General features: G+C 63.3%; 25 protein-coding genes. 7 read left to right on the top strand and 18 right to left on the bottom strand.

The genetic code is table 11. The annotated features are described in order from the left end of the window. Window positions 1-20: 20 nt before the first annotated feature. The 7 genes from ACOQPC_RS03000 to hisB form a co-directional block, all read right to left on the bottom strand. A complete protein-coding gene (locus ACOQPC_RS03000; protein ID WP_420607187.1) occupies window positions 21-704 on the bottom strand; it encodes a Uma2 family endonuclease in 684 nt (227 codons plus the stop codon). Window positions 705-960: 256 nt separating this feature from the next. Next, entirely contained in the window at window positions 961-2,613 is a 1,653-nt protein-coding gene (groL, locus tag ACOQPC_RS02995) for a chaperonin GroEL (RefSeq protein WP_420607186.1), read from the bottom strand. A 137-nt stretch (window positions 2,614-2,750) separates the two neighbouring features. After that, window positions 2,751-3,038, bottom strand: a complete 288-nt coding sequence (groES, locus tag ACOQPC_RS02990; RefSeq protein WP_420607185.1) for a co-chaperone GroES — start codon at window positions 3,036-3,038, stop codon at window positions 2,751-2,753. A 312-nt stretch (window positions 3,039-3,350) separates the two neighbouring features. After that, entirely contained in the window at window positions 3,351-4,133 is a 783-nt protein-coding gene (hisF, locus tag ACOQPC_RS02985; RefSeq protein WP_420607184.1) for an imidazole glycerol phosphate synthase subunit HisF, read from the bottom strand. A gap of 151 nt (window positions 4,134-4,284) precedes the next feature. Continuing rightward, the gene (gene hisA, locus ACOQPC_RS02980) at window positions 4,285-5,013 is read right to left on the bottom strand and encodes a 1-(5-phosphoribosyl)-5-[(5-phosphoribosylamino)methylideneamino]imidazole-4-carboxamide isomerase (RefSeq protein WP_420607183.1); all 729 of its coding nucleotides are present in this window, start codon (window positions 5,011-5,013) and stop codon (window positions 4,285-4,287) included. A 164-nt stretch (window positions 5,014-5,177) separates the two neighbouring features. Next, window positions 5,178-5,798, bottom strand: coding sequence for an imidazole glycerol phosphate synthase subunit HisH (hisH, locus tag ACOQPC_RS02975; protein WP_420607182.1), 621 nt, complete (start codon window positions 5,796-5,798; stop codon window positions 5,178-5,180). A 121-nt stretch (window positions 5,799-5,919) separates the two neighbouring features. Then, complete coding sequence (gene hisB / locus ACOQPC_RS02970; RefSeq protein ID WP_420607181.1) at window positions 5,920-6,513, bottom strand: imidazoleglycerol-phosphate dehydratase HisB; 594 nt, start codon at window positions 6,511-6,513, stop codon at window positions 5,920-5,922. Window positions 6,514-6,607: 94 nt separating this feature from the next. On the opposite strand from hisB, the gene ACOQPC_RS02965 reads away from it, so the two are divergent. The 5 genes from ACOQPC_RS02965 (at window position 6,608) to gmk (ending at window position 10,928) form a co-directional block, all read left to right on the top strand. Further along, a complete protein-coding gene (locus tag ACOQPC_RS02965) occupies window positions 6,608-7,084 on the top strand; it encodes an SspB family protein (protein WP_420607180.1) in 477 nt (158 codons plus the stop codon). A gap of 80 nt (window positions 7,085-7,164) precedes the next feature. Then, window positions 7,165-8,556 carry a class II fumarate hydratase gene (gene fumC / locus ACOQPC_RS02960; protein ID WP_420607179.1) on the top strand — a complete coding sequence of 464 codons (1,392 nt, stop codon included), beginning with the start codon at window positions 7,165-7,167 and terminating at the stop codon, window positions 8,554-8,556. Between the two features lie 354 nt (window positions 8,557-8,910). Then, complete coding sequence (locus tag ACOQPC_RS02955) at window positions 8,911-9,828, top strand: mechanosensitive ion channel family protein (RefSeq protein ID WP_420607178.1); 918 nt, start codon at window positions 8,911-8,913, stop codon at window positions 9,826-9,828. Between the two features lie 3 nt (window positions 9,829-9,831). Then, entirely contained in the window at window positions 9,832-10,215 is a 384-nt protein-coding gene (locus ACOQPC_RS02950) for a hypothetical protein (RefSeq protein WP_420607177.1), read from the top strand. A 74-nt stretch (window positions 10,216-10,289) separates the two neighbouring features. Then, window positions 10,290-10,928: a guanylate kinase gene (gene gmk, locus ACOQPC_RS02945; RefSeq protein WP_420607176.1), complete on the top strand. Its 639-nt coding sequence runs from the start codon at window positions 10,290-10,292 to the stop codon at window positions 10,926-10,928. Between the two features lie 192 nt (window positions 10,929-11,120). On the opposite strand, the gene ACOQPC_RS02940 is transcribed toward gmk, so the two are convergent. From ACOQPC_RS02940 to ACOQPC_RS02900, 9 genes are all read right to left on the bottom strand, one after another. Beyond that, window positions 11,121-11,843, bottom strand: coding sequence for a hypothetical protein (locus ACOQPC_RS02940; protein WP_420607175.1), 723 nt, complete (start codon window positions 11,841-11,843; stop codon window positions 11,121-11,123). Between the two features lie 235 nt (window positions 11,844-12,078). After that, on the bottom strand, window positions 12,079-12,783 hold the full coding sequence (locus ACOQPC_RS02935; RefSeq protein WP_420607174.1) for an ATP12 family chaperone protein: 705 nt from the start codon (window positions 12,781-12,783) through the stop codon (window positions 12,079-12,081). Further along, the gene (locus ACOQPC_RS02930; protein ID WP_420607173.1) at window positions 12,780-12,992 is read right to left on the bottom strand and encodes a hypothetical protein; all 213 of its coding nucleotides are present in this window, start codon (window positions 12,990-12,992) and stop codon (window positions 12,780-12,782) included. The genes ACOQPC_RS02935 and ACOQPC_RS02930 overlap by 4 nt, the downstream gene beginning before the upstream one ends. Then, on the bottom strand, window positions 12,989-13,651 hold the full coding sequence (locus ACOQPC_RS02925; RefSeq protein ID WP_420607172.1) for an HAD-IA family hydrolase: 663 nt from the start codon (window positions 13,649-13,651) through the stop codon (window positions 12,989-12,991). Before ACOQPC_RS02925 ends, ACOQPC_RS02930 begins: the two co-directional genes overlap by 4 nt. Window positions 13,652-13,659: 8 nt before the next feature. After that, entirely contained in the window at window positions 13,660-14,772 is a 1,113-nt protein-coding gene (locus ACOQPC_RS02920) for an RluA family pseudouridine synthase (protein ID WP_420607171.1), read from the bottom strand. After that, window positions 14,766-15,152 carry a fluoride efflux transporter CrcB gene (gene crcB, locus ACOQPC_RS02915; protein WP_420607170.1) on the bottom strand — a complete coding sequence of 129 codons (387 nt, stop codon included), beginning with the start codon at window positions 15,150-15,152 and terminating at the stop codon, window positions 14,766-14,768. Before crcB ends, ACOQPC_RS02920 begins: the two co-directional genes overlap by 7 nt. Window positions 15,153-15,202: 50 nt before the next feature. Then, window positions 15,203-15,982 carry a hypothetical protein gene (locus ACOQPC_RS02910; RefSeq protein ID WP_420607169.1) on the bottom strand — a complete coding sequence of 260 codons (780 nt, stop codon included), beginning with the start codon at window positions 15,980-15,982 and terminating at the stop codon, window positions 15,203-15,205. A gap of 877 nt (window positions 15,983-16,859) precedes the next feature. After that, the gene (locus tag ACOQPC_RS02905; protein WP_420607168.1) at window positions 16,860-17,429 is read right to left on the bottom strand and encodes a hypothetical protein; all 570 of its coding nucleotides are present in this window, start codon (window positions 17,427-17,429) and stop codon (window positions 16,860-16,862) included. Window positions 17,430-17,647: 218 nt separating this feature from the next. Further along, window positions 17,648-18,352 (bottom strand): hypothetical protein, encoded by a 705-nt coding sequence (locus ACOQPC_RS02900; RefSeq protein ID WP_420607167.1) that lies wholly within the window; start codon window positions 18,350-18,352, stop codon window positions 17,648-17,650. A gap of 238 nt (window positions 18,353-18,590) precedes the next feature. Between ACOQPC_RS02900 and acnA the strand changes: the two genes are divergently transcribed. Beyond that, window positions 18,591-21,263 carry an aconitate hydratase AcnA gene (gene acnA, locus ACOQPC_RS02895; protein WP_420607166.1) on the top strand — a complete coding sequence of 891 codons (2,673 nt, stop codon included), beginning with the start codon at window positions 18,591-18,593 and terminating at the stop codon, window positions 21,261-21,263. A 66-nt stretch (window positions 21,264-21,329) separates the two neighbouring features. On the opposite strand, the gene ACOQPC_RS02890 is transcribed toward acnA, so the two are convergent. Continuing rightward, window positions 21,330-22,214 carry an AraC family transcriptional regulator gene (locus ACOQPC_RS02890; RefSeq protein ID WP_420607165.1) on the bottom strand — a complete coding sequence of 295 codons (885 nt, stop codon included), beginning with the start codon at window positions 22,212-22,214 and terminating at the stop codon, window positions 21,330-21,332. Between the two features lie 135 nt (window positions 22,215-22,349). Here ACOQPC_RS02890 and ACOQPC_RS02885 point away from each other — a divergent pair, with 135 nt between their 5' ends. Further along, entirely contained in the window at window positions 22,350-24,419 is a 2,070-nt protein-coding gene (locus ACOQPC_RS02885; protein WP_420607164.1) for an NAD(+) synthase, read from the top strand. A gap of 86 nt (window positions 24,420-24,505) precedes the next feature. Here the strand turns inward: ACOQPC_RS02885 and mmsB are convergent, their stop codons facing one another. After that, window positions 24,506-25,381, bottom strand: coding sequence for a 3-hydroxyisobutyrate dehydrogenase (gene mmsB, locus ACOQPC_RS02880; protein ID WP_420607163.1), 876 nt, complete (start codon window positions 25,379-25,381; stop codon window positions 24,506-24,508). Between the last annotated feature and the right edge of the window lie 77 nt (window positions 25,382-25,458).

Genomic DNA, 25,458 nt, shown 5'->3' with positions numbered 1-25,458 from the left:
CAAACGGAGGTTGCCGACCGTTAGCGGGCGAAGATTTCCGCGTAGGGGATGGTGAGGCCGAGCGCGGACAGTATCAAATCCGATCCATTGCGGATCAGGCTGTCCCGCCAACTGTCCTCGTCCAATCGCTCGATCAGCCGAAACGCTTCGGCCGCCGGATCCACAAATATGATAGCCTGAACGCTGGGTAGAGCACGATATTCGGCAAGTTTCGTGCTTTCGTCTTCCTTGCGCGTCGAGGGCGAGAGAACTTCGATCAGAACCATTGGATCGTCCAACGCCTTCTCTTCGTCGTTCTCGGACGAAGTTTGATCTCCGCAATAGACGCTGATGTCAGGATAACGAATCGAGCTGGCGCCGGTCCGCACGCCCATATCCGGGCCAAAGGCGTTACACTTGCTCGCCTGAAGGCCGACGAAAAGCGCACCGAAGAGATTGGCCTGAACTCTGGAATGAGCGACTGTGCCGCCGCCCATGGCGCGAATGACTCCGCGATCGAGCTCAAAGCGCCGATCGGACGGAAATTCAATCTCGAGAAATTCCTCGGCGGTGAGTTTCGGGAAGATCGGTTCGCTGGCCATCTTCCGGGTATAGAATAATTCCGTTGCCAGCGCCACGCGCAAAGAAAAGGCGATTATGTGCTTTGCAAACCCAGTCGGATGGAAATTCAGAACGGCATAGCTGCGCCTTTCTCTGTTCGTCATGTCAGCGAAAGGGCACCCAACAAAGTAGTACTTTGTTGGGACCCGGAAAGGGCACCCAACAAAGTACTACTTTGTTGGGATTCCGAAAGCTGGCATCTCAGGCCTCATGGCGATCCTGCCCGAGACCCCAGCTTTCGCTGGGATGACGAAAAATGAAACGGGTTTGCAAGCTTCATAATCGCCAAAGAAAAGGGCCGGAGGATCGCTCCTCCGGCCCCGTTTTCGTTCGGCATGAACCGAGCGATGATCGGCAGATTTAAAAATCCATGCCGCCCATGCCGCCCATTCCACCCATGCCGCCGCCGGGCATGCCGCCGGCGCTCTTGTCTTCGGGCAGCTCGGCCACCGTGGCTTCGGTGGTGATGAGCAGCCCGGCGACCGAACCGGCATCCTGCAGCGCGGTGCGCACGACCTTGGTCGGATCGATCACGCCGGCTTCGACCAGATTCTCATATTCGTCGGAAAAGGCGTTGAAGCCGTAATCCATATTGTCCTGATCGAGCAGCTTGCCGGACACGACGGCGCCGTCGAAGCCCGCATTCTGCGCGATCTGACGGACCGGCGCGGTCAGCGCCTTGCGGACGATATCGATGCCGCGGGTCTGGTCGCTGTTCTCGCCTTCCAGACCGTCGAGCGCCTTGGTCGCATACAGCAGCGCGACGCCGCCGCCGGGAACGATGCCCTCTTCGATCGCGGCCTTGGTCGCGCTCTTGGCATCCTCGACGCGGTCCTTCTTTTCCTTGACCTCGACCTCGGTGGCACCGCCGACCTTGATCACGGCCACGCCGCCCGAAAGCTTGGCACGGCGCTCCTCGAGTTTTTCACGATCGTAATCGGACGTGGTCGATTCGACCTGCGCGTTGATCGCGTCGACGCGGTCCTTGATCGCCTGGGCATCGCCGGCGCCATCGACGATGGTCGTGTTGTCCTTGTCGATCGTGACGCGCTTGGCCTCGCCCAGCATGTTCAGCGTGACCTTCTCCAGCTTGATGCCGAGATCCTCGCTGACCATTTCGCCGTTGGTCAAGATCGCGATGTCCTGCAGCATGGCCTTGCGGCGGTCGCCGAAGCCCGGTGCCTTGACGGCCGCGACCTTGAGGCCGCCGCGCAGCTTGTTGACGACGAGCGTGGCGAGCGCCTCGCCCTCGATGTCCTCGGCGATGATGAGGAGCGGGCGACCGGCCTGTACGACCGATTCCAGGATCGGCAGCATTGTCTGAAGGTTCGACAGCTTCTTCTCGAAGATGAGGATGTACGGATTGTCGAGCTCGACCGTCATCTTCTCGCTGTTGGTGATGAAATAGGGCGAGAGGTAACCGCGATCGAACTGCATGCCCTCGACCACGTCGATCTCGAACTCGAGGCCCTTGGCTTCCTCGACGGTGATCGGCGCGTTGTGGCCGACCTTGTCCATCGCTTCGGCCAGCTTCTCGCCGATTTCCTTGTCGCCATTGGCCGAGATGGTGCCGACCTGGGCGATTTCCCTGGAGCCGGAAATGGTCTTCGAGCGGCTCTTCAGATCCTCGACCACCTTGATCACGGCCAGATCGATGCCGCGCTTCAGGTCCATCGGGTTCATGCCGGCGGAGACCGACTTCATGCCTTCGCGCACGATCGCCTGAGCAAGCACGGTGGCGGTGGTGGTGCCGTCGCCGGCCGCGTCGTTGGTCTTGCTGGCGACTTCGCGCAGCATCTGCGCGCCCATGTTCTCGAACTTGTCCTTGAGTTCGATTTCCTTGGCGACGGACACGCCGTCCTTGGTGATGCGCGGTGCGCCGAAGCTCTTGTCAAGCACGACATTGCGGCCCTTGGGGCCGAGCGTGACCTTGACCGCGTCGGCGAGGATATCCACGCCCTTCATGATGCGTTCGCGCGCGTCGCGGCCGAATTTTACGTCCTTGGCTGCCATAATGAAATATCTCCTATTGAATGATCGTCATTCCAGCGAAAGCTGGAATCTTGGGCCATCGGAAACTGTCCTGCCGGGCTGGAGATGCCAGCTTTCGCTGGCATGACGGATGGGGTTGGATCGGGAAAAAACCGGTCTCAGCCGATGATGCCGAGAATGTCGCTTTCCTTCATGATGATCAGCTCTTCGCCGTCGACCTTGACCTCGGTGCCGGACCATTTGCCGAACAGGATGCGGTCGCCGGACTTGACGTCGAGCGGAGTAACGGTGCCGTCATCGGCCTTGGCACCGCTGCCGGCGGCGACGACTTCGCCTTCCTGCGGCTTTTCCTGGACGCTGTCGGGGATGATGATCCCGCCGGCGGTCTTCTGTTCGGCTTCGACGCGGCGGACGAGCACGCGGTCGTGGAGCGGACGAAAGTTCATAAAGGGTCCCTTTCCTTGGAGGTTGCGATATGGTTCTGCCCTGCCAATGGATGGCGCCGAGCATTCGTTGCGAAATTTCTGTTAGCACTCGGGTGATGCGAGTGCCAACGAGGCCCGATATGGCGGTTGTTCATCGCGGGTCAAGGGCGGACCCCCAGGTATTTTTGAGGAGCCGGATAAGACCGTCAGCAAGAATTGGAAAATTCCGTTCGCCCTGAGCCTGTCGGAGGGCCGTACTTTCTATTTAGGGAGTGTTGCGAGAAAATAGGACGGTGCTTCGACAAGCTCAGCACGAACGGATTATGGGTGTGTTCAGCCGCCCCGCGCCGGCAGCCCCGCCGCCCTTAGCGCCGCATGCGCCTGCCCGATCGTCGCCTCGCCGAAATGGAAGATCGACGCGGCCAACACCGCGCTGGCATGGCCTTTTATCACCCCCTCGACGAGATGGTCCAGCGATCCCACGCCGCCGCTCGCCACCACCGGCACGTCCACCGTATCGGCAATCGCGCGGGTCAGGCCGAGGTCGAAGCCGTTGCGGGTGCCGTCCCGGTCCATCGAGGTGATCAGCAGCTCGCCCGCGCCCAGTTCGACCAGCCGCCGGGCATGCTCCAGCGCGTCGATCCCGGTCGCCTGCCGCCCGCCATGGGTGAAGATTTCCCAGCGCTCTCCCGAGCCTGTCGAAGGACCCGGCACCTTGCGCGCATCGATCGAGGCAACCACGCACTGGCTGCCGAACCGCTCGGCGATCTCGCCGACGACCTCTGGCCGGGCGACGGCGGCGCTGTTCACCGCCACCTTGTCCGCCCCCGCCATCAGCAGCGCGCGCGCATTCTCGGCGCTGCCGATTCCGCCGCCGACGGTCAGCGGCATGAAGCAGACCTCGGCCGTGCGGCGCACGATGTCGACCATCGTGCCGCGCCGCTCATGGCTGGCTGTGATATCGAGAAAGCACAGTTCATCCGCGCCCGCCGCGTCATAGGCGCGCGCCTGTTCCACCGGATCGCCGGCGTCAACCAGATCGACGAAATTGACGCCCTTGACGACGCGGCCTTCGGCGACATCGAGGCAGGGGATCACGCGGATGCGGACGGTCATAAATCCTCCCCCGCAACCGGAAGGGGGACCGTTCGCGAAGCGAATGGTGGAGGGAGAGTGCTCGATAGCGCGGCGCTGGACCGAGCGCCCCCTCCGCCAGCGCTGCGCGCTGCCACCTCCCCTTGAACGGGAAGGATTTTCATAAGCATGCTCACGCCCCCGCCCCCAAGGCGATCGCCGTCGCCAGATCGAGCCGCCCGTCATAGATCGCGCGGCCGCAGATCACCCCTTCGATCCCCTGATCGGCCTGCAACGCCAACATGCGGATATCCGCGATGCCCTTCACCCCGCCGCTGGCGATCACCGGGATATCGACCGAGCGCGCCAGATCGACCGTCGCCTCGATATTGCACCCCTTCAGCATCCCGTCGCGCCCGACATCGGTGAACAGCAGCGCGGCAACGCCCGCATCCTCGAACCGGCGGGCGAGATCGACCACCGTCATGTCCGACGTTTCGGCCCAGCCGTCGGTCGCCACCATGCCACCCTTCGCGTCGACCGCGACGACGATGCCGCCCTCCCAGTCGCGCGCCGCGGCCTTGACGAACTCCGGGTCTTTCAGCGCCGCGGTGCCGATGACGAGCCGTGCCACGCCGCGTTCGAACCAGCCGTCGACATCGGCGCGGGCGCGGATGCCGCCGCCCAGCTGGACATGGCCCGGAAACGCCGCGACGACCCGCTCCACCGCTTCCCGGTTGCGCGCCTCGCCCGCGAACGCTCCGTCGAGATCGACGACATGGAGATGCTCCGCCCCGGCCTCGGCGAACAGCAGCGCCTGGGCCGCGGGATCATCGGCATAGACCGTAGCGCGGGCCATATCGCCCTCGGCCAGCCGCACGACCTTGCCGCCCTTGAGATCGATGGCGGGGAAGACGATCATGGAGTCATGTCCTCAATACCGTTCGGGCTGGGCTTGTCGAAGCCCTGCCCTTGTCATGACCCGGGCAAAACAGCGCCAGTCCAACAAAACTTGAACCTTTTGCCAATCCCAATATGCAAGGACAGGCTTCGACAAGCTCAGGGCGAACGGGTGTGTGGCGCTGCTCACGGCGCCCATGTCAGAAACCTTTCCAGCAGCGCGATGCCATAGCCCTGGCTCTTTTCCGGATGGAACTGCACGCCGAGAATATTGCCGCGCCCGACCGCCGCGACGACCGGGCCGCCATGATCGGTCACCGCCAGGATATCGGCCTGATTGGCCGGATCGAACGCGTAGCCGTGCAGGAAATAGGCCTCGCCCTCCTCCAACACCTGGTGCGCCCGATCGAGCAACACCGCGTTCCAGCCCATATGCGGCACGCGCACCTCGCGCACCGTGGCGTCCATCTGGTTTACCGTGCCGCCGATCCAGCCGAGCCCGTGCTGCCGGCCATGTTCGAGGCCGATGCCCGCCATCATCTGCATGCCGACGCATATGCCGAGGAACGGCACCCCATCGCCGCGCACGCGTGCATTCAGCGCCTCGACCATGCCCTCGATCCCGAACAGCGCCGCGCGGCAGGCCGCGAACGCGCCGACGCCCGGCAGCACGATGCGGTCGGCTCGCGCCACCACCTCAGGATCGGCGGTCACGGCCACATCGCCCGCGCCCGCCAACTTCAGCGCATTGCGCACTGACTGCAGGTTCCCCGCGCCGAAATCGATGAGGGCTATCTGTCCCGGCATCGTGAATTTACAAACAAGCGTCATTCCAGCGAAAGCTGGAATCCAAGGTCATTGCAGCGCTATGCCGCCCTGGATTCCAGCTTTCGCTGGAATGACGAGAGGAGAAGAAGGACAAGGTCCGCTATCCCCCTAGAACACCTTTGGTCGATGGCACCGCCCCGCCCTTGCGAGGATCGACCTCCACCGCCTGCCGCATTGCCCGGGCGAACCCCTTGAAGATGCTTTCGCAGATATGGTGGTTGTTCCTGCCGTAGAGCAGTTCGACGTGGAGCGTGATCCCGGCGGCGTCGGCGACCGAGTGAAACCAATGCTCGATCAGTTCGGTGTCGAGCTCGCCCAGCTTCTCCTGCGTGAACCCCGCCTTCCACGTCAGCCAGCTGCGCCCGCTGATATCGAGCGCCACCCGGCTCAGCGTCTCGTCCATCGGCGAATAAGCCTGGCCGTAACGCACGATCCCAGCTTTGTCGCCGAGCGCTTCCAGGATCGCCTGACCCAACGCGATGGCGCTGTCCTCGGCGGTGTGGTGCTGGTCGACATGCAGATCGCCGTCGACCTTGAGCTCGAGGTCGATCAGCGAATGGCGCGCGAACTGCTCGATCATATGATCGAGAAAGCCGATGCCGGTCGACACCTTATATCGCCCGGTCCCGTCCAGATCGAGCCGGACGCTGATCGCGGTTTCCTGGGTCGAGCGAGCGATGGTTCCGGTGCGCATGCGGGCGATATACGCGCCTGTCCGCGCATTGGAAGCCCGCCTTTATACTAACCGCCTTGATTCGAAAGGCGGTTCGGTCCACGAGTCCGCCGCTATGAGCGAGGATATGCCCGACAGCCTGATTCCGTACGACGAGATCGTGCAGGAAGCGCTGCGCGCCGTGGTAGGCCGCGTGCTCAGCGAGGTCGAGGCGGGCGGCCTGCCCGGCGAGCATCATTTCTACATCACCTTTAAGACCCATGCGAAGGGCGTTTCGATCCCCGGCCATCTGGTGGAGCGTTTTCCCGACGAGATGACCATCGTGCTGCAGCATAAATATTGGGACCTGAAGGTGGAAGACGGCCATTTCGAGGTCGGCCTCAGCTTCAACCAGATCCCCAGCCATCTGGTCGTCCCCTATTCAGCGATCACCGCTTTCGTCGATCCCGCGGTGGACTTCGCGCTGCAGTTCCAAGTCGATGGCGATCACGGCGCGGTCGGCCCCGGCGAAGCCGCCGGCAACGATGGCCCGGCGGTGGAACAGGAAGCGGGCAGCAACGTGGTGAGCGTGGACTTCGGCAAGAAGAAATAAGCTGACGATTTAACCGCTGTTCCCCGGCGAAGGCCGGGGCCAGCTTCTGATGTCACCTGATGAATCCGAAAGAGGCGGTTATGACCGACACCCGCACCGAAACCGATTCGATCGGCCCGATCGAGGTTCCCGCAAGCGCCTATTGGGGCGCGCAAACGCAGCGGAGCCTGGAGAACTTCCCATTCCAGGAACGCGAGCGCATGCCGATCGGGCTGGTCCGCGCGCAGGCGATCGTCAAACAGGCCGCGGCGCGGGTGAACCGCAATCACGGATTGGAGGATAGGCTGGCGGACGCCATCGAGGATGCGGCCAAGGCGATCATCGCGGGCGAGCATGACGACCAGTTCCCGCTCACCATCTGGCAGACCGGATCGGGCACGCAGACCAACATGAACGTGAACGAGGTGATTGCCGGGATCGCCAACGAGAAACTCGCCGGCAAGCGCGGCGGCAAGGAACCGGTCCACCCGAACGATCATGTCAACCAGTCGCAGTCCAGCAACGACAGTTTTCCCACCGCGCTGCACATCTCCGCCGTGCTCGCCACGCGCAAGCAGCTGCTCCCTGCCATCGACATGCTGATCGCGTCGCTGACGAAGAAGGTCGAGGCCTGGGACCATATCGTGAAGATCGGCCGCACGCATACGCAAGATGCCACGCCGCTGACGCTCGGCCAGGAGTTTTCCGGCTATGTCGGCCAGCTGAAGGCTGCGCGCACCCGCATCGAGCGGGTGATGGAGGCGAACCTGACGCCACTCGCGATCGGCGGCACCGCGGTCGGCACCGGCCTCAACGCGCCGGAGGGTTGGGCGGATGACATGACCGCCGCGATCTCCGACATTACCGGCGAGACGTTCACGCCCGCGCCCAACAAGTTCACCGAACTTGCCGGCAAGGACGCGCTGGTGTTCTTCCACGGCGCGCTGAACGCGCTCGCCGCAGCGCTCAACAAGATCGCCAACGACATCCGCTATCTCGGCTCCGGCCCGCGTTCCGGGCTCGGCGAGCTCGACCTGCCCGCGAACGAGCCGGGCAGCTCGATCATGCCGGGCAAGGTCAATCCCACCCAGTGCGAGATGCTGACCATGGTCGCCGCGCAGGTGATCGGCAACCAGCAGGCGGTCACCATCGGCGGCATGCAGGGCCAGTTCGAACTGAACGTGTTCATGCCGCTGATCGGCGCCAACGTGCTGCGCTCGATCGACCTCCTGTCGACCGGCATGGCGAGTTTCGCCGAACGGCTGGTCGACGGGCTGGAAGCGAACGAGGGCCGCATCCAGGAACTGGTCGACCGCTCGCTGATGCTGGTCACCGCGCTGGCGCCCGTGATCGGCTACGACAACGCCGCCAAGATCGCCAAGCACGCCCATGCCAACGGCCAGACGCTGAAGGAAGCCGGGCTGGAACTCGGGCTGGTCGACGCGGCAACCTTCGACGAGCATGTGAAGCCGGAGAACATGGTCGGGCGCTAGCGGAACCGCCGCAGAAGGCGCTTCGCAGGCGGGGCGAAGCGGAGCGGTGGATGTGTTTGCGTTTGAGAATCGTGTCCCCGTCATTGCAAGGAGCCCCGGACTTGATCCGGGGCGACGAAGCAATCCAGGGCGGATACAGCGCTGTGGGCACCCTGGATTGCTTCGCCGGCGGCTCGCAATGACGCTCCGGAAACTGCAGAACGCTTTCAATCCGAGACACCACCCGGCGATCATAAACCTGGTATAGCCTGTGCGCTCGCCGGGTCCTCCGGCGCCACCGGAACCGAGACCGGAATATGCCGTTCATATTCAAAACGTAATGATATTATTCAAGTTCAGGGAGATGCGCCCGGCATGACCAGCGCCACCGACCAATTTCAGGGACCCGTACAATCCTTGCTCGAGCAGATCGGCGCGATGGCCGATGGCTTTTTCAAGCTTCTGCCGCTGCTGGCGATCGCCCTGGTCGTCATCGTCATCACTTGGCTGATCGCCAAGGGCGGTCGCCAGCTGGTCGACCGGATTACCGACAAGACCGAAATCCGGCCATCGCTCAAATCGCTCGTCGATACGCTCGTAACCATTCTTGTCTGGGTGGTCGGGCTGCTGATCGCGGCCACCATCCTGTTGCCGGGCCTGACCCCCGCCAGCCTGCTCGCCGGACTCGGGCTGGGCGCCGTGGCGATCGGCTTCGCGTTCCAGGATATTTTCGAGAATTTCCTCGCTGGCGTGCTCATCATGATCCGCAAGAAGATGCGCATCGGCGATGTCATCAGCTGCCAGGGGATCGAGGGCCGGGTCGAGCATATCACCTTGCGCGAAACGCATGTGCGCAGGCTGTCGAACGAGGTGACGATCGTCCCCAACAGCATGCTGTTCAAGAATCCGGTGGAGATTTTCACCGACGATAGCGAACGGCGCCACGAGGTGGTCGTGGGGGTCAGCTACGATACCGATCTGGAAGAAGCGCGCGAGGTCATCCGCACCGCGATGGAAGCGACCGAGGGCGTCATCACCGACAAGCGCATCGATATCTTCGCCTTCGAATTCGGCGATTTCAGCATGAATTTCCGCGTCCGCTGGTGGGCCGGATCGCAGCCGATCGATATGCACAGAACCCGCGACGCCGTGGTGCGTTCGGTCAAGCGCGCGCTGGACGATGCGGGCATCGAGATCCCGTTCCCCTATGTCACCCACACCTTCAAGGAGCCGGTGCCGCTCATACCGATGGCCCGGCCCGACGAAGTCGACCAACCCTCTAGCGGAGACTAAACCATGGGATTTCTGAAATCGCTCGCGGGCACGCTGATCGGCGAACAAATCGGGCAAAAGACCGCAGGCCGGGGGCTGCTCGGCGCCGGTATCGGCTTTCTGGTGACCCGCGTCGCCACCCGCTCGCTGCCCGGGGCGGCGCTGGTCGGCGGCGGTTATCTGGCGAAACTGATCTACGACAAGCGCAAGGAAAAGCGCGCCGAGCAAGCCGCCAACTCGACCGGGCTCAGCGCCGAGGACACCGATATGGCGATGGCCCGGGCGGCGGGCGAGACCGCGATCGCCGAGGATACCGGTTCCGGCGCCATGCGTTCCGCCGTGGCGATCGATGGCAGCGCCCAGGCCGAGCAGCTGGACGCGATCCCGCCGCGCCCCGTCACCGACTGATGGGTACGAAGCAGGGCACGGTCCGGCAAGGCGTCGCGCTTGACGCGGCGCCGGCGCCGTGGCCATGAACCGGCATGGCCGATCCGCTCCAGCTCGAACGTTACGGCGTGCTTTTCGTGCTGTCCTCGCCCTCGGGCGCGGGCAAATCGACCATTGCGCGCATGCTCATGCAATCCGATCCGCAGATCGCCCTGTCGATTTCCGCCACCACCCGCGCCCCGCGGCCCAATGAGACAGAAGGTGTCGACTATCATTTCGTCGACGATACCGAATTCGACCGGCTCGTCGCTGCCGGAGAATTCCTGGAATGGGCGCATGTATTCGATCACCGCTACGGCACGCTCAAGGCTTCGGTCGACGCTCTGCTCGACGAGGGCAAGGACGTATTGTTCGACATCGACTGGCAGGGCGCGCAGCAGCTCCACCAGCGCGCGGGCAGCCAGGTGGCGCAGGTGTTCATCCTGCCGCCCTCGATCGCCGAGCTGCGCCGCCGCCTCAAGAAGCGCGCCAGCGACACCGACGCGGTGATCGCCGGCCGCATGGCCCGCGCCCGCGCCGAGATCAGCCATTGGGACGGCTATGACTATGTGGTGGTCAACGACGATGTCGACCGCTGCTTCGCCGACGTCGCCACGATCCTGCGCGCCGAACGCATGCGCCGCCGCCGCCAGACCGGCCTGATAGAATTCGCCCGCGAGCTGATGACCGACTGATCGTTCTAAGCGCGACATAACAGAACTTCGTCACCCCAGCGAAAGCTGGGGTCTCCGACCGGGCTGCACAAACGCCTGAGATGCCAGCTTTCGCTGGCATGACGAACCAATGGGCTGGATAGTGTAGTGATTACAAAAGAAAGGCCCCCGCATTGCTGCGAGGCCCCATTCTTGCGTTCTAGGTCGCTTCGGTCAGCCGCCGATGAGCGGCTGCACCACCGGTGCCAGCGCGGGGTCGAGCGTCCCGGCGGTATTAAGGGCGGTGGCGATAGTCTTTACCTTGGCATACCATTCCGGATCGGCGGTCACATTGTTCATGCCGATCGCCGCGGTCAGATAGGCGTTGCCGACGGCGGCGTTGGCCGGATTGGCGTCATAGCCCTGTTTGGCCAGATCCGCCGCTTCCTTGAAATAGGGCTCGGCGGTCGGCTTGTCGGTGGTCTGCAGCACCACATTGCCGGTGCTGTTGAGCGAGTTCACCAGCGCCAGACGCGCGTTGACGTCGCCCGGATTGGCCTCATAAACCGTCCGGCGCGCCGGCACGGCTTCCACGAGCAGCCCGCCGATACTGGCGACATCGCCGGTCTGCGCCTGGCTGACGGCCACGGTGGTCAGTGCATCGGCGAGGAAGCCGGCGCTCTCGGCATCGCCCGTCGCGGCCATGGCGCGGATCGTGTCGAGATGCGGAGTGAGCGCGGCGACCGCAGCGGCATAATCGCCGGAAGCCTGCGCGGTCTGCGCCTTGGAAAACGCTTCGATCGCGGCGTTGCGCTGCTCGACCGGAAGGCCTGTCGTCGCATCGGCATCCGCCATTGCATCGGCATCGACGGAAGTATCGGCATCAACGGACGCTTCAGGATCGACGGAAGCATCGGCATCGACCGAGGCGTCGGCCTGCATCTGGTCATGATCCATCTGGCTGTGATCCATCTGGTCCTGCGCCAGGGCAGGCGCGGCGAACGCGGCCGAAGCAAGCAGGGCGGCGGCAAAAATACGGGCTTTGGTAATCGGTCTTCTCCTGGGTCGTTTATCTCAAGTTGCGGCGTTTCATCATCCAGAATGCCGTATATGCGGGGTTAAAGACGGCTGGCATTTCGCCGGTTCCATCGCTTCTAGCGCAGCGCAGATGAACCGTGCTTTTACGGCGCTGTCACCGCGCCCCCCGGGACAGCAGACGAAAGCGCCAGGCGGCATCGTAATCCGCTTTGCGTGCGGCGCGGCTCGCCGTCGCCAGCGCATCCTCGCCCCACAAATGCTCTTCCCAAAGCTCGTCGAGGATCGACGCCTCCCACGCCGCGTCCGCGCTCATCGCGCCCTCGTCCACCGCCAGCATCAGCACCAGCGATCCGCTGAGCGGAACCGTGCGCGCAAAAGCCGCAAGGGTGGGGTCGTCGCGCGCCGCCAGTGCCGCGCCCAGCCGTTCGAGCGTCTCGGCTGGCTGGGGCCGAGGCATGACGCCTGTCAAAAGCCGGAAGTCGACGTCGAAATGCTGTCTAGCCCAAGCGAGCGGCGGGTCCCAGCTATCCACTTGCCGCTGCACGAGTTCCTCTGGCTCGGCGGCGCGGTAATAGAGCAGATCGGTATCGCCATAGCCCGCCAGGTCGCGCTCGAAATCGCCGCGATCCGCGGCGATCCGGTCGATCGCCGCATTGGCGAGCCCGGTAAGCCGCATCGAACCGGGGTCGATCTCCTCTCCTTGGACGCGCCATTCCTCCGCCACCGCATCGGCCAGCGCATCGGTGGGCAGCAACAGCGGTTTGCGCGCCGGGGTGTTGACCGCGCGTCCATCGAGCAGGATCGCACGACCGTCCGCACGCTCCTCGACCGCGACCTGCTTGTAGAAGCGCTTGGTCATCGATCGTCGGGCGTGCGCCACTGGGCCGAGAGGAACCGCGGAATGAAGACGAAGTCGGCGAAACCGAGCAGAATCAGCACGACACCGACGCTCTTGGGCGCAGCGATCAGCCCGAGGAAGATGCACAGGCCGACGATGACCGTGATCGCCCCCATCAGCCGGGCGATCGATATGATGAAAAAGCGCGATTTTGCGGGATCGTCGCTCATAGCATGGCCTCCATGATGGTCTCGATATCCTCGGGGCGATCGGCGATGCGGTGCGCGCCGGCCGCAGTCAGTTCGGCGGGATCATGATAGCCCCAACCCACGCCCAGCGCTTTCGCGCCGGCGGCGCGTGCCATCTGGATGTCGTAGCTGGTGTCGCCGATCACCACGGTGTTTCCCGGCTCAACGCCCGCCTCGGCCATCGCCGCCTCGGCCATCGCCGGATGCGGCTTGGAGGGGTGGCGATCGGCGGTCTGCAGCGTCACGAACAGGCCGGTCAGGCCATGCATTTCCAGGAGCCCGTGCAGTCCCCGGTCCGATTTGCCGGTGGCGACGCCGAGCAGCCAGCCCGCCGCATCGAGCTTCGTCAGCAGCGGCGCGATCCCGTCGAACAGCGGCTCTTCGAGCAGACCATTGAGGCGCAGGGCGCGGAACGCATGCTTATAGCCTTCGACAAGCCCGAAATGCAGCGGCTCATCGCCGTCGGGCTCCAGCACGCGCATCGCCTCGAACAGGCTGAGCCCGACGATGCGGCGGATCGCGCGGCGGCTGGGGGGCGTGCGGTTGAGCGAACGAAACGCCTCCTCCATCGATGCGCAGATCGCGGCCTGGCTGTCGACCAAAGTGCCGTCGCAGTCGAACAAAGCGAGGCGATTGCTCATGCCTTTGCTCATTTGCGCGCGTTGCGCGAGCTTCCCCGCTGGCGCCGCTCGCCGCGGCGTTCCTTGCGCACCGCCTTGGCATGAGCGCGCGCCTTCTGCTTCTTGATCTCGGTCGGCGCCTCGGGCGGGCCGTCGTCCAGCGGCAGATCGCCGAGCGCCTGGTCGAAGCCGAGTCGCTCGAGCGACTCCGCGAAATGCTCGGGCAGCGGCGCGGTCACGTCGATCTTCGATCCCTTGGGCCCGCCGATCTTCAGCCGACGCGCATGCAGGTGCATCTTGCGGCTGATCGCGCCGGTCAGGAACGCTTCCTTGCCGCCATATTTCCCGTCGCCCACGATCGGATGGCCGATCGCCGCCATGTGGACGCGTAGCTGGTGCGTTCTCCCGGTATAGGGCTGCAGTTCGACCCAGGCGGCGCGGTTGCCGGCGCGCTCGATCACGCGGTAGCGCGTCTTGGATGGCGCGCCGTTCTCCTCGTCCACATGCATCTTCTCCCCGCCGGTGCCGGGCTGCTTGGACAGCGCCAGTTCGATGATGCCGTCGAAGATGTCCGGCACGCCGACGATCAACGCCCAGTAGACCTTGCGCGCCTTGCGGGTGGCGAAGTGCTTGGAGAAGTAGGCCGCGCTGCCCGGGCTGCGCGCCAGCAGCACCGCGCCCGAGGTATCCTTGTCCAGCCGGTGCACCAGCCGCGGCCGCTGCTCGCCGCCTCCGAGCATCAACGCATCGAGCATGCCGTCGAGATGGCGGGTGGTCTTGGTGCCGCCCTGCGTGGCGAGGCCGGGCGGCTTGTTGACGACATAGGCATGCTCGTCCTCATAGATCACCAGATCGCGGGCAAACGCCTCCTCTTCGGGCGTCAGCGGATCGCGGCCACGGCGGACCGGCGTGTCGCTCGGCGCTTCGGCGGGGGGCACGCGCAGCTCCTGCCCCTCGGCGATGTGATCGCCCACCTTGGCGCGGCCGCCGTCCACCCTCACCTGCCCGGTGCGGATCCAGCGCGACACCAGCCCGAACGGGATGTCCGGCATGTGCCGCTTGAACCAGCGGTCGAGCCGGATGCCGTCGTCATCGGCGGCGACGGTGAAGGCGCGTACGTCCTCCGAACCCTGCTTCACCATGCCATTTGCCTCGCCAGCATCAGCCCGGCCAGCAACGCGAGCACCGACAGCAGCACCGAGGCCAGCGCATAGCCCGCCGCGCCGAGCAGCGCGCCGCGCTCGGCCATCAGCACGACCTCCAGGCTGAACGCGCTGAAGGTGGTGAACCCGCCGAGCAGGCCGACGCCTACAGCCAACCGCACGCTCTCGCCCGCCCCCGCGCTCAGGCCGGTCCGCGCCATCACACCGACCAGCAGCCCCATGGCCAGCCCGCCGAGCACATTGGCGGCAAAGGTGCCCCATGGCCAGCCCGGCCCGGCGAGGTGGAACGCCCAGCGGCCCAGTTGGTAGCGCAGGCCCGCGCCGATCGCGCCTCCGGCCATGACGAGCAGTGTGTTCATGGGGCCGCGCTCTACGCGCTGGTGGCCCCCGTTAGCAAGCGCCCCCCGCCTCAGCTGCCCCCGCTGGCGACGATGTCGACCGCGGTGCCGCCGTCCGAACGCTGCGCGAATGTGATATAATAGGCATCATCGCCGCGGGTGCCGCCGAGCGCGTGATCGCCCTGCCGGATGACGTACTCCGCGTCGTACCCGGCGCCCCGGGCACGTGTGTAGTAATAGTCGACCACGTCCTTCATCGGGTTGGCGCTGGTGAAGCTGACCACGCGAATGTCGCAGGCATTGCCCGCCACGCCGGCGGCCTCCTGCACGCGGCCCTTGGGATAGACCGGGAAGGCGGCGGGCATGCGGTTGGCCCAGCCCGCGCCATAGCTGAGCTTGGCGTCGCACGTTCCCCTGGCCTGCCGCTCGGCGAGCGAGCCTAGCGTGCGCGGCTTCACGGCGGCGCAGTCCTTGCACTCGGCGTCGGTCATGGTGCGTGGGGCGGGCGCGTGGAGCAGCTTCATGCCGCCCAAGTCCGCGAGCGTCGCCTTGTCGCCCGCATAGCCGTCGTCGGGCGGCACCGCGCCGCTGCCCGCATCGCCGGGCGCGCGCAGCGCGTTGCGATTGGACTGGGTGGCGAGATCGGGATCGACCAGGATGCGATCGTTCAGCGCCGCATTGAGCGCGGGATCGTTCTCGGCCCCCGACAGCTGGTCGTCGAGCTCGGCCACCTGCCGCTCATTGGCGTCCTTGTCCCCGCAGGCGGTGAGACCAAACGGCGCGGCCAGCGCGAACATGGGCGCGGCGGCGGCAAGCAGCGTGCGGGTGAAGGGGGATCGGGTCGCGGTCATGTCGTCTGGCTCCTGTTACCGCCCGAGGCTGCGCGGCTTGCCGCCCGATTGCTAGGCACAAACGGGGTTAACGCGCCCCGCAAGCGCCCCGCCCGGCCCCGCCGCACCGCTTTCGTGCCATCACGGGACGCATGCCAGCCAAAGCCTAAGATGCGGTGAAGCCCCCCGCCCCGAGGCCGCCCGCGAAGCCCGCCAGCTTCACACGCTTCACACTGTCCAGAGCGGAAAAGCGCCCGCCGTGTGAAGCGCGGCCAAAAGCGCCGGAAGTTCACAAAGGGCCGCATACGTCCCCCCTCGATCGACCCCACCGCAAACCCCGCCCCGACGAACGGCGCGCATGATCGGCAACAAGGCGGGCGAGCGAATCCAACGAGAGCCTCCGGGATGGAATGGCGGAGAACATAGCGGAAACGAGGAATGTAGGACAGAGAATTACTTCGGAAGCCTTTCCACGCGAACGAGCGGCAGTCGAAAACGTTTTGGAAAGCGTCGGCAGTAGTTGTCATAATCTCAATTCGCGATATTTTGGGGTTTGCGAGGAAACCTCTTTGCTGAGCAGCTTGATATCACGGCACGTGTCAGCTCAAATTTTAACTCTTGACTAACGGATATTCTATAACGATATCGACATCGTGATTTTGCCCGCCGGCAACGTTTGAGCTACTCACCGCAGCTCGAACCCCGGCTCGCGCTGTCAGAGCATGCTATACCCACAAGGGTCCTGGGCATGTTTGGCCCGGCTAATTACCGTGGTTTGGAGCAGCAGGGATCGTAAGGCTAATCAGCCTCTTAAGGCTGGCTTACTGATGTCACTTTGGTGTGTGAAAAAGGGAGGCAGAGAGAAGTTAATCTCTCTGCCTCTTCCTTTATAGGACTTCTAATTTTCGACGAAATCGTCGTTGATCCTCATATTTAAATGCGAAGACTTTCCAATAGTTTGTGCCCGTCCGCTGCAAAGATAAAATTTTTGTCCCGCGAGGCCGCGACAAGAGGTGACATCAAACTCGAAGCGAGGGTTAACCCTTACTCCGAACCTAAATTTAGCACTCAAATCGCACAAAGCGCTGCAACTTACTCGCCTTACCGGATGCTTCGTTGAGTTCTCAGCAGGAGAAAATAGCCGATTTTTAGCGCACAAGCCTCCTGACCCTTTGGTTTGCGTTATCTCTTTGCACAAGCTACTCGGTGGCTCTTGAAACCCAGTAAGATAAAAGCTATCAAACCAATCGACGAGTTTTTTAGATTGAGTGTTCGCGAGCGGCAAAAGAACTCTCTTGTTTTTCTTGCCCTTAATATATGTTGCGCGAGTGCGAGCATCTTCACTTTTAAAACTACGAGAAATAAGGCTTTCGAAACTTTGAGAAAGATTACTATCAGTACAGAATTCATTCGGCACTGACTGACGAACAGCCCAAGGAAAAAATATCGTTTTTTCTAACGCGCTCACCTCCCCCGCCCTTGTAAAGAGTATTAGCGTACAATCATCTTCGGCTCCAGAGTTTTTCTCAATACTCTTTAGCATGTGATCCGTCAGCCTGTCAAAATATTCGCTTGAGGGACGTCCGCTAACATAGCAAATAATGTAAAGATTTGAGTTTAGCGCTCGGCGCAATCTCTCATATACGCGACCGCTAACGTTGTTTAACACTACGACTCGTTTCTGCATTATCGCCGACTCAAGAGATCAGCTACAATATCCGCTGGAATATATATCCTGCTCAGTTCACTCTGATTCATGAGGCCGAATAATGCTCCGTCGCCACCAGCAGATTTCTGCCGAACCCTTGGCCTAACATTTCCAGACTTTTCTATTCGCGATCTATCAAATTTGTCTTTGGACCAATTAGCAATTGCTTGATGGATTGCCTTTGGACGAACCCTAATGCCTTCAAGTACAGCGCAAGGCAAATCGGCTTCTTGAACGGCATATTGATCAGCCTTTATATCAAAACCAATTGGCTCTTCAGAAACCCGCGGCCTACTCGAAGACAGATCAATAATTCTAACCGTTCCGCTACTAATCGGTCTAGTGAAAGCATCCCAAACTTCGTCATTGTAAGAAGGGGGGCTATCATAATTTTCTTCTTCGACCGATTCTGGCGAAAAATTAAATTCCAGTTCTCGCTCCTTTGGCAAAGCCGCCAAACCCTTTCTAGGTACCTTTACAACTAAAAGACTCTCCTCAGCTTCGCAATTAATAAAGTTATGAAGCGACTTATACTCCTGCTGGACTGCAACCCTATCCTCATCGGTAAGAACGCCTCCAAGTGCAGAGAGCAACTTTGGTCGATTTTTTTGCGACCATTCTTGCTGCGTAGCGGCCAACAATTTAGCACAGATTTTCGATATAATTGTCTTGTCGTCAAGCATATTACCTCCCAGCGTCTGGCGGTATGCGAGGCTCAACCCGCACTCTCTCGATCTATTTAACCAACTTCGCTGAATTGCCAAGATATGTTCCCGGCCAAAAGTACCACTTTTGGCCGCACTTCTCCCGCAACCCTCCCCCGCCTTGCGCGTTGGTGACGTAACGAGTAGCGCTTGCCGCGCTTACAGAGCGCGCGCCCGCCCGCCTCGCACCCCAATGACCAACCGGAGCTCCCGCCACATGACCCAGATCGGCAATGACAGCCTCGACACCCGCGACAGCATGACCGTGAACGGGCAGGAGTATAGCTTCTTCTCGCTCGAGAAAGCCGCGTCGCTGGGGGATGTCTCGCGTCTGCCGTTCACGCTGAAGGTGCTGCTGGAGAATATGCTGCGGTTCGAGGATGGCGGCGCTTCGGTCTCCACCGCGGACGCGCAGGCCGTGGTCGACTGGCAGAAGGAACGCCATAGCGATCACGAGATCCAGTATCGTCCCGCGCGCGTGCTGATGCAGGACTTTACCGGGGTGCCCGCGGTGGTCGATCTGGCGGCGATGCGCGACGGGATCAAGGCGCTGGGCGGCGACGCGGAAAAGATCAACCCGCAGGTGCCGGTGCATCTGGTCATCGATCACTCGGTGATGGTCGACGAGTTCGGCACGCCGCAGAGCTTCGAGGCGAATGTGGCGCGCGAATATGAGCGCAATCTGGAGCGCTACCAGTTTCTGAAATGGGGCGCCTCCGCGTTCGACAATTTTCAGGTGGTGCCTCCGGGCACGGGCATCTGCCACCAGGTCAATCTGGAATATATCGGCAAGGGCGCGTGGACGAGCGAGGGGCCGGACGGCAGGATGTACGTCTATCCCGATACGCTGGTGGGGACGGACAGCCACACCACGATGATCAACGGGCTGGGCGTGCTCGGCTGGGGCGTCGGCGGGATCGAGGCGGAGGCGGCGATGCTGGGCCAGCCGGTCTCGATGCTGATCCCCGAAGTGGTCGGCTTTCGCCTGACCGGCAAGCTGGCCGAGGGCATCACCGCGACCGACCTCGTGCTGACCGTGGTGCAGATGCTGCGCGCCCAGGGCGTGGTCGGGCGGTTCGTGGAGTTCTACGGCCCCGGCGTGGGCGCGCTGACGCTGGCCGACCGCGCGACGATCGCCAACATGGCGCCCGAATATGGCGCGACCTGCGGCTTCTTCGCGATCGACGACAAGACGCTGGACTATATGCGCCTGACCGGCCGCGACGAGCAGACGATCGCGGTGACGGAAGCTTACGCGAAGAAACAAGGCCTGTGGCTGGACGCGGACGTGGAGCCGCTGTTCACCAGCACGCTCGATCTCGACATCGGCGAGGTGGTCCCCTCGCTCGCCGGCCCGAAGCGCCCGCAGGACCGGGTGCGCCTGGACCGGATGGACGAGCAGTTTTCGAAGGATCTGGTCGACGTGTTCGCGCGGCCCGAGGCCGGCGAGAGCTTCGCGGTGGAAGGCGAGGATTATGAATTCGCCGACGGCGACGTGGCGATCGCCGCGATCACCAGCTGCACCAACACCTCCAACCCCAATATCCTGATTGCCGCCGGGCTGGTGGCGAAAAAGGCCCGCGAGCTGGGCCTGACGCGGCGGCCGTGGGTGAAGACCTCGCTGGCGCCCGGAAGCCAGGTGGTGACCGATTATCTCGTGAAAAGCGGCCTGCAGGACGATCTCAATTTCCTCGGCTTCAACCTGGTCGGCTATGGCTGCACCACCTGCATCGGTAATAGCGGTCCGCTGCAGCCGCAGATTTCCAGCGCGATCAACGACAATGATCTGGTCGCCACCTCGGTGCTGTCGGGCAACCGCAATTTCGAAGGGCGCATCTCGCCCGACGTGCGCGCCAATTATCTCGCCTCGCCGCCGCTGGTGGTCGCCTATGCGCTGAAGGGCACGGTGCGCGAGGATATCTACGAGACGCCGCTCGGCACCGGCACCGACGGCCCGGTCTACCTGCGCGACGTATGGCCGACCAACGACGAGGTTGCCGAGATGGTGAAGCTGCACGTCGGCCCGGCGATGTTCGCCAGCCGCTATGCCGAGGTGTACGAGGGCGACGAGCGCTGGCGCGCGATCGACATCACCGGCGGCGAGACCTATGACTGGCCCGCCGCCTCCACCTATATCCGCAACCCGCCCTATTTCGAGGGCATGGGCATGACGCCGGACGCGATCCAGGACATCAAGGGCGCCAAGGTGCTGGCGCTGTTCGGCGATTCGATCACCACCGATCACATCAGCCCGGCCGGTGCGATCAAGCTCGACAGCCCGGCGGGCGAATACTTACGCGATCATCAGGTCGCCAAGACCGACTTCAATTCCTATGGGAGCCGCCGCGGCAACCATGAAGTGATGATGCGCGGCACGTTCGCCAACATCCGCATCAAGAACCAGATGGTCCCCGGCGTGGAGGGTGGCTACACCGTCTATCAGGGCGAGCGGATGCCGATCTACGACGCGGCGATGAAGTACCAGGCGGACGGCGTGCCGCTGGTGGTGGTCGGCGGCAAGGAATACGGCACCGGCTCCAGCCGCGACTGGGCGGCCAAGGGCACCATCCTGCTCGGCGTCAAGGCGGTGATCGTCGAAAGCTACGAGCGCATCCACCGCTCCAACCTGGTCGGCATGGGCGTGCTGCCGCTGCAGTTCGCCGAGGGCGAGAGCCGCGAGACGCTGGGCGTGACCGGCGAGGAGACCTTTTCGATCGAGGGGCTGGCCGGCCTCAGTCCGCGCCAGATGGTAGAGGTCGCCATGACGCGGCCCGATGGTTCGAACGAGACGTTCCAGGCGCTCTGCCGCATCGATACCGCCAACGAAATGGAATATTACCGCCACGGCGGCATCCTGCATTACGTGCTGCGGAAACTGGCGGCGGAGTAAACCAGCCCGACAGCAGCATCGAGGCCCGCCGGGAGCAGATCTCCCGGCGGGCTTTTCCATGCAATATTATCGCAGCGGCAGGAACAATTCCGCCACCGCTTCATGCGCAGGCACCTCGGGATAGAAACGGAGACGCTGGCAATAAAGTGGAAAATCCATCGCTTCCTCGCCGCTGACGGGCAGCCAGTCGCGATACAGGAAGAGCGCCGCCGCCTCCAGATTGTCGGTATCCCCCTCGACCCGCAGCACCGCGCGGCGCCCGCCGGGAATCGCTCCGGCCTGTATTCGCTCGTCATCAGGGTCGATCGGCCGCTCGGTGCCGGCGCACAGATCGATATGATATTCGTCCGGCGGCGTGGTGGCTGGATCGGAATGGAATATATTGAAGGTAGGGCTCACCTCGGGCGTCAGCCCGGTTTCCCGGCGCCAGGCAATGAACCGCTTGATCGTCGTGCCGATGCCCGCGGGATCGCCGCGATGCTCCATGATCGCGACCGGCGTTTCGGAAACGTCGCGGATCGTCACGTCGGTTTTGCTGTAGGTCTTCGTCATATATCTGCTCCTTGCTTGATCGAATGGCCCGAAGGCCCCAAGCCACGCCTCCCATCGGGGAGATTTCCGGAACGCGGACGGCGACTGCCCGAACCGTTGCCGAAAGGCCCGGGCGAAAGCGTCCGGTGCCTCGTAACCGGCATCCAATGCGATGTCGGTCACGCTCTCGGCGTCCCGATAGACCAGCCGGTAGGAAGCACGCTTCAACCGGGCCAGCTGCACATAACGGTGGACCGACAAACCGAAACTCGCCGAGAACTGCCGATGGAAATGATATTTCGAGAAGGCGGCGACATCGCTCAGCGCCGCCAGGCTCAAATCGTCGTCGAGATACCGGTCGATATGATCCAGCACGCGATGCATCCGGGCATGATAGTTTTGAAGCGCTGTCGTCACCATCTCTATCCTTCGTGGCGCCGCCGGGTCTACATGACCGCAGGCGGCACGCGCTCGACCGATCTTGCCATCCTTATGGGTTACCGCATTTTTCCAGTCGCAGTAGCGCCGCAGCCCATGCTGCGATAAGGCTGCCCCATGAACGCCAGGCGCGCCTCGTCCGACCGCTTCCACAGCCTCCATACGCACGGCTTCGTGCGCGTGGCCACCGCGACGCCCGATGTCCGGCCCGCCGAGGTGGCGTTCAACCGCGATGCGATTTTGGCCGAGGCGAAGCGGGCGGACGCCGCCCGCTGTGATCTGGTCGTGTTCCCCGAGCTCAGCCTGTCGGCCTATGCGATCGACGATCTGCATCTGCAGGGCGCGCTGCTCGATGCGGTCGAGGTGGCGCTCGCAGACCTGGCGAAGGCGACGAGAAAGCTTGTCCCGGTGCTGCTGATCGGCGCGCCGCTGCGGCACAAGGGCCGTATCTATAATTGCGCCATCGCCCTGTCGCGCGGACGCATCGTCGGCGTGGTGCCCAAAAGCTTCTTGCCCAATTACCGCGAATATTATGAGAAGCGCTGGTTCGCCCATGGCCGCGCGATAACCGGCGAGACGCTGGTGCTGAACGGCGAGACCGTGCCGTTCGGTAGCGACCTGATCTTCGCCGCATCCGACCTACCCGGCTTCTGCTTCCATATCGAGATTTGCGAGGATTACTGGGCGCCGATCCCGCCGAGCAGCCACGCCGCGCTGGCGGGCGCGACGATCCTCACCAATCTTTCGGCGAGCAACATCACCATCGGCAAGGCGGACGAGCGCCACCTGCTCGCCCGCGCGCAGAGCGCACGCGCCGTCGCCGCCTATGCCTATTCCGCGTCGGGGCCGGGCGAGAGCACCACCGACCTGGCCTGGGACGGCCAGGGCATGGTCTATGAGCTGGGCGATCTGCTCACCGAATCCACGCGCTTCGAGCTGGAGCCGGAACTGTGCTGCGCCGATGTCGACACGCAGCGGATCCTGAACGAGCGCATGCGCATGCAGACCTTTAACGACGCGGCGAACCATGCGGCGGCTGAGGTCGCGCGCTTCCGCACGGTTCGCTTCGAGCATCAGCCGCATTATGACGACGCGGGCCTGATCCGCCCGATCCGCCGCTTTCCGTTCGTGCCGAACCGCGCGGCGCAGTGCGATCAGGATTGTTACGAGGCGTTCAACATTCAGGTGGAGGGTCTGCGCCGCCGGTTCGAGGCGACCGGCGCGAAGCATCTCGTCGTCGGCATTTCGGGCGGGCTAGACAGCACCCATGCGCTGATCGTGGCCGCCAAAATGTGCGACAAGATCGGGATATCCCGCAAGGCGATCCTGGCGTTCACCATGCCCGGTTTCGCCACTGGAGAGGCGAGCAAGTCCAATGCCTGGAAGCTGATGGACGCGATCGGCATCACCGGCGCGGAGATCGACATCCGCCCCGCCGCCGAGCAGATGCTGGGCGACATGGGCCATCCCTTTGCGGACGGCGAGCCGGTGTACGACGTGACGTTCGAAAATGTGCAGGCGGGGCTGCGTACCGATTATCTGTTTCGGCTGGCTGGGCAGCGCGAGGGATTCGTCATCGGCACCGGCGATCTCAGCGAAATGGCGCTGGGCTGGTGCACTTACGGCGTGGGCGACCAGATGAGCCATTATGCGGTCAATGTCGGCGTGCCCAAGACGCTGATCCAGTATCTCATTGCCTGGACCGTGCGCACCGACCAGTTCGATCCCGCCGCCCATGCGGTGCTGCAGGCGATCCTGGATACCGAGATAACGCCCGAACTGGTACCCGCGGGCGTCGATGGCATCGTCCAAAGCACCGAGGGTCTGATCGGCCCCTATGCGCTGCATGATTTCTTCGTGCACCACATCGTCCGTTACGGCCAGAAACCGAGCAAGGTGGCGTTTCTGGCGTGGCACGCCTGGCACGATAGGGACAGCGGCTCCTGGCCGATGGGCTATCCGCCGGAAAAGCGCATGGAATATGATTTGGCGGACATACGCAAATGGCTGGAGATGTTCTGCCAGCGCTTCTTCGGGTTCAGCCAGTATAAGCGCTCGGCTTTGCCCAACGGACCCAAGGTCAGCGCGGGCGGCGCGCTGTCCCCGCGTGGAGACTGGCGCGCTCCTAGCGATGCCAGCGCCGCGGTGTGGCTGGCGGAATTGCGGGAGAATGTGCCCGAGGGGTAGGATACCGATTTATCCTAAACACACTCGTCATTCCGGGCTTGACCCGGAATGACGACGGCTTTTTCGCAGGTCTCGCCCGCCCCGATCTACTTTAACGTCTCGATGATCCCCGAAAAGTCAAGCCGGTCATTGCCCGCCTCGACAAACGCCTCGTACAGTTCGCGCGCGCGCTTGCCCATTGGCACAGCTGCATTCGCGCCTTCGGCCGCATCCATCGCCAGCCGCAAATCTTTCAGCATCAGACCCGCCGCGAACCCGCCCTGGAACTGCTTGTCCGCCGGGCTTTGCGGGCCGACGCCGGGCACCGGGCAATAGCTCGTCATCGACCAGCTCTGGCCCGAGCTCACCGACGCGATGTCGTAGAATTTCTGCGCATCGAGCTCCAGTTTCTCGGCCAGCGCGAACGCTTCGCAGGTGGCGATCATCGTCGCGCCCAGGATCATGTTGTTGCACATTTTCGCGGCTTGGCCCGTGCCGTTGGTCCCGGCATGGATCACCGCCTTGCCCATGTCCTGCAGGATCGGCTCGGCGCGCGCAAAGCCCTCGTCCGAACCGCCGACCATGAAGGTGAGCGTGCCGCCCTCCGCCGCCGCGATGCCGCCCGAGACCGGCGCATCGACCGCGATCAGACCCTTTCCCGCCGCCGCATCGGCCACTGCGCGCGCGGTGGCGACGTCGATCGTCGAACAGTCGATCAGCAATGTGCTTTCATCGGCATGGGCGAACAGGCTTTCCTGATAGACCGACTGCACATGCTTGCCCGCGGGCAGCATGGTGACGATCACCTCGACGCCGCTCGCCGCTTCCGCTGCGCTCTGTGCAATCGTACAGCCCGCCGCCCTGGCTTTGGCGAGCGCGTTTTCGGAGAGATCGAAGGCTTTCACCTCATGCCCCGCCTCGGCCAGATTCGCGGCCATGCCGCCGCCCATATTGCCGAGCCCGATAAATGCGATGGCGGTCATTTCGTTCTCTCCATTATTGATTTGATCTAGTCGCACCAACGGGCGGGGCGGCGCGGCGTTTCAATCGGGGCTTGCGA

This window comes from Novosphingopyxis sp. (assembly GCF_965218915.1).
Taxonomy (GTDB): Bacteria; Pseudomonadota; Alphaproteobacteria; order Sphingomonadales; family Sphingomonadaceae; genus Novosphingopyxis.
Note: the sequence above shows the minus strand (reverse complement) of the source record. Positions and strands in the feature narration are given on the sequence as shown.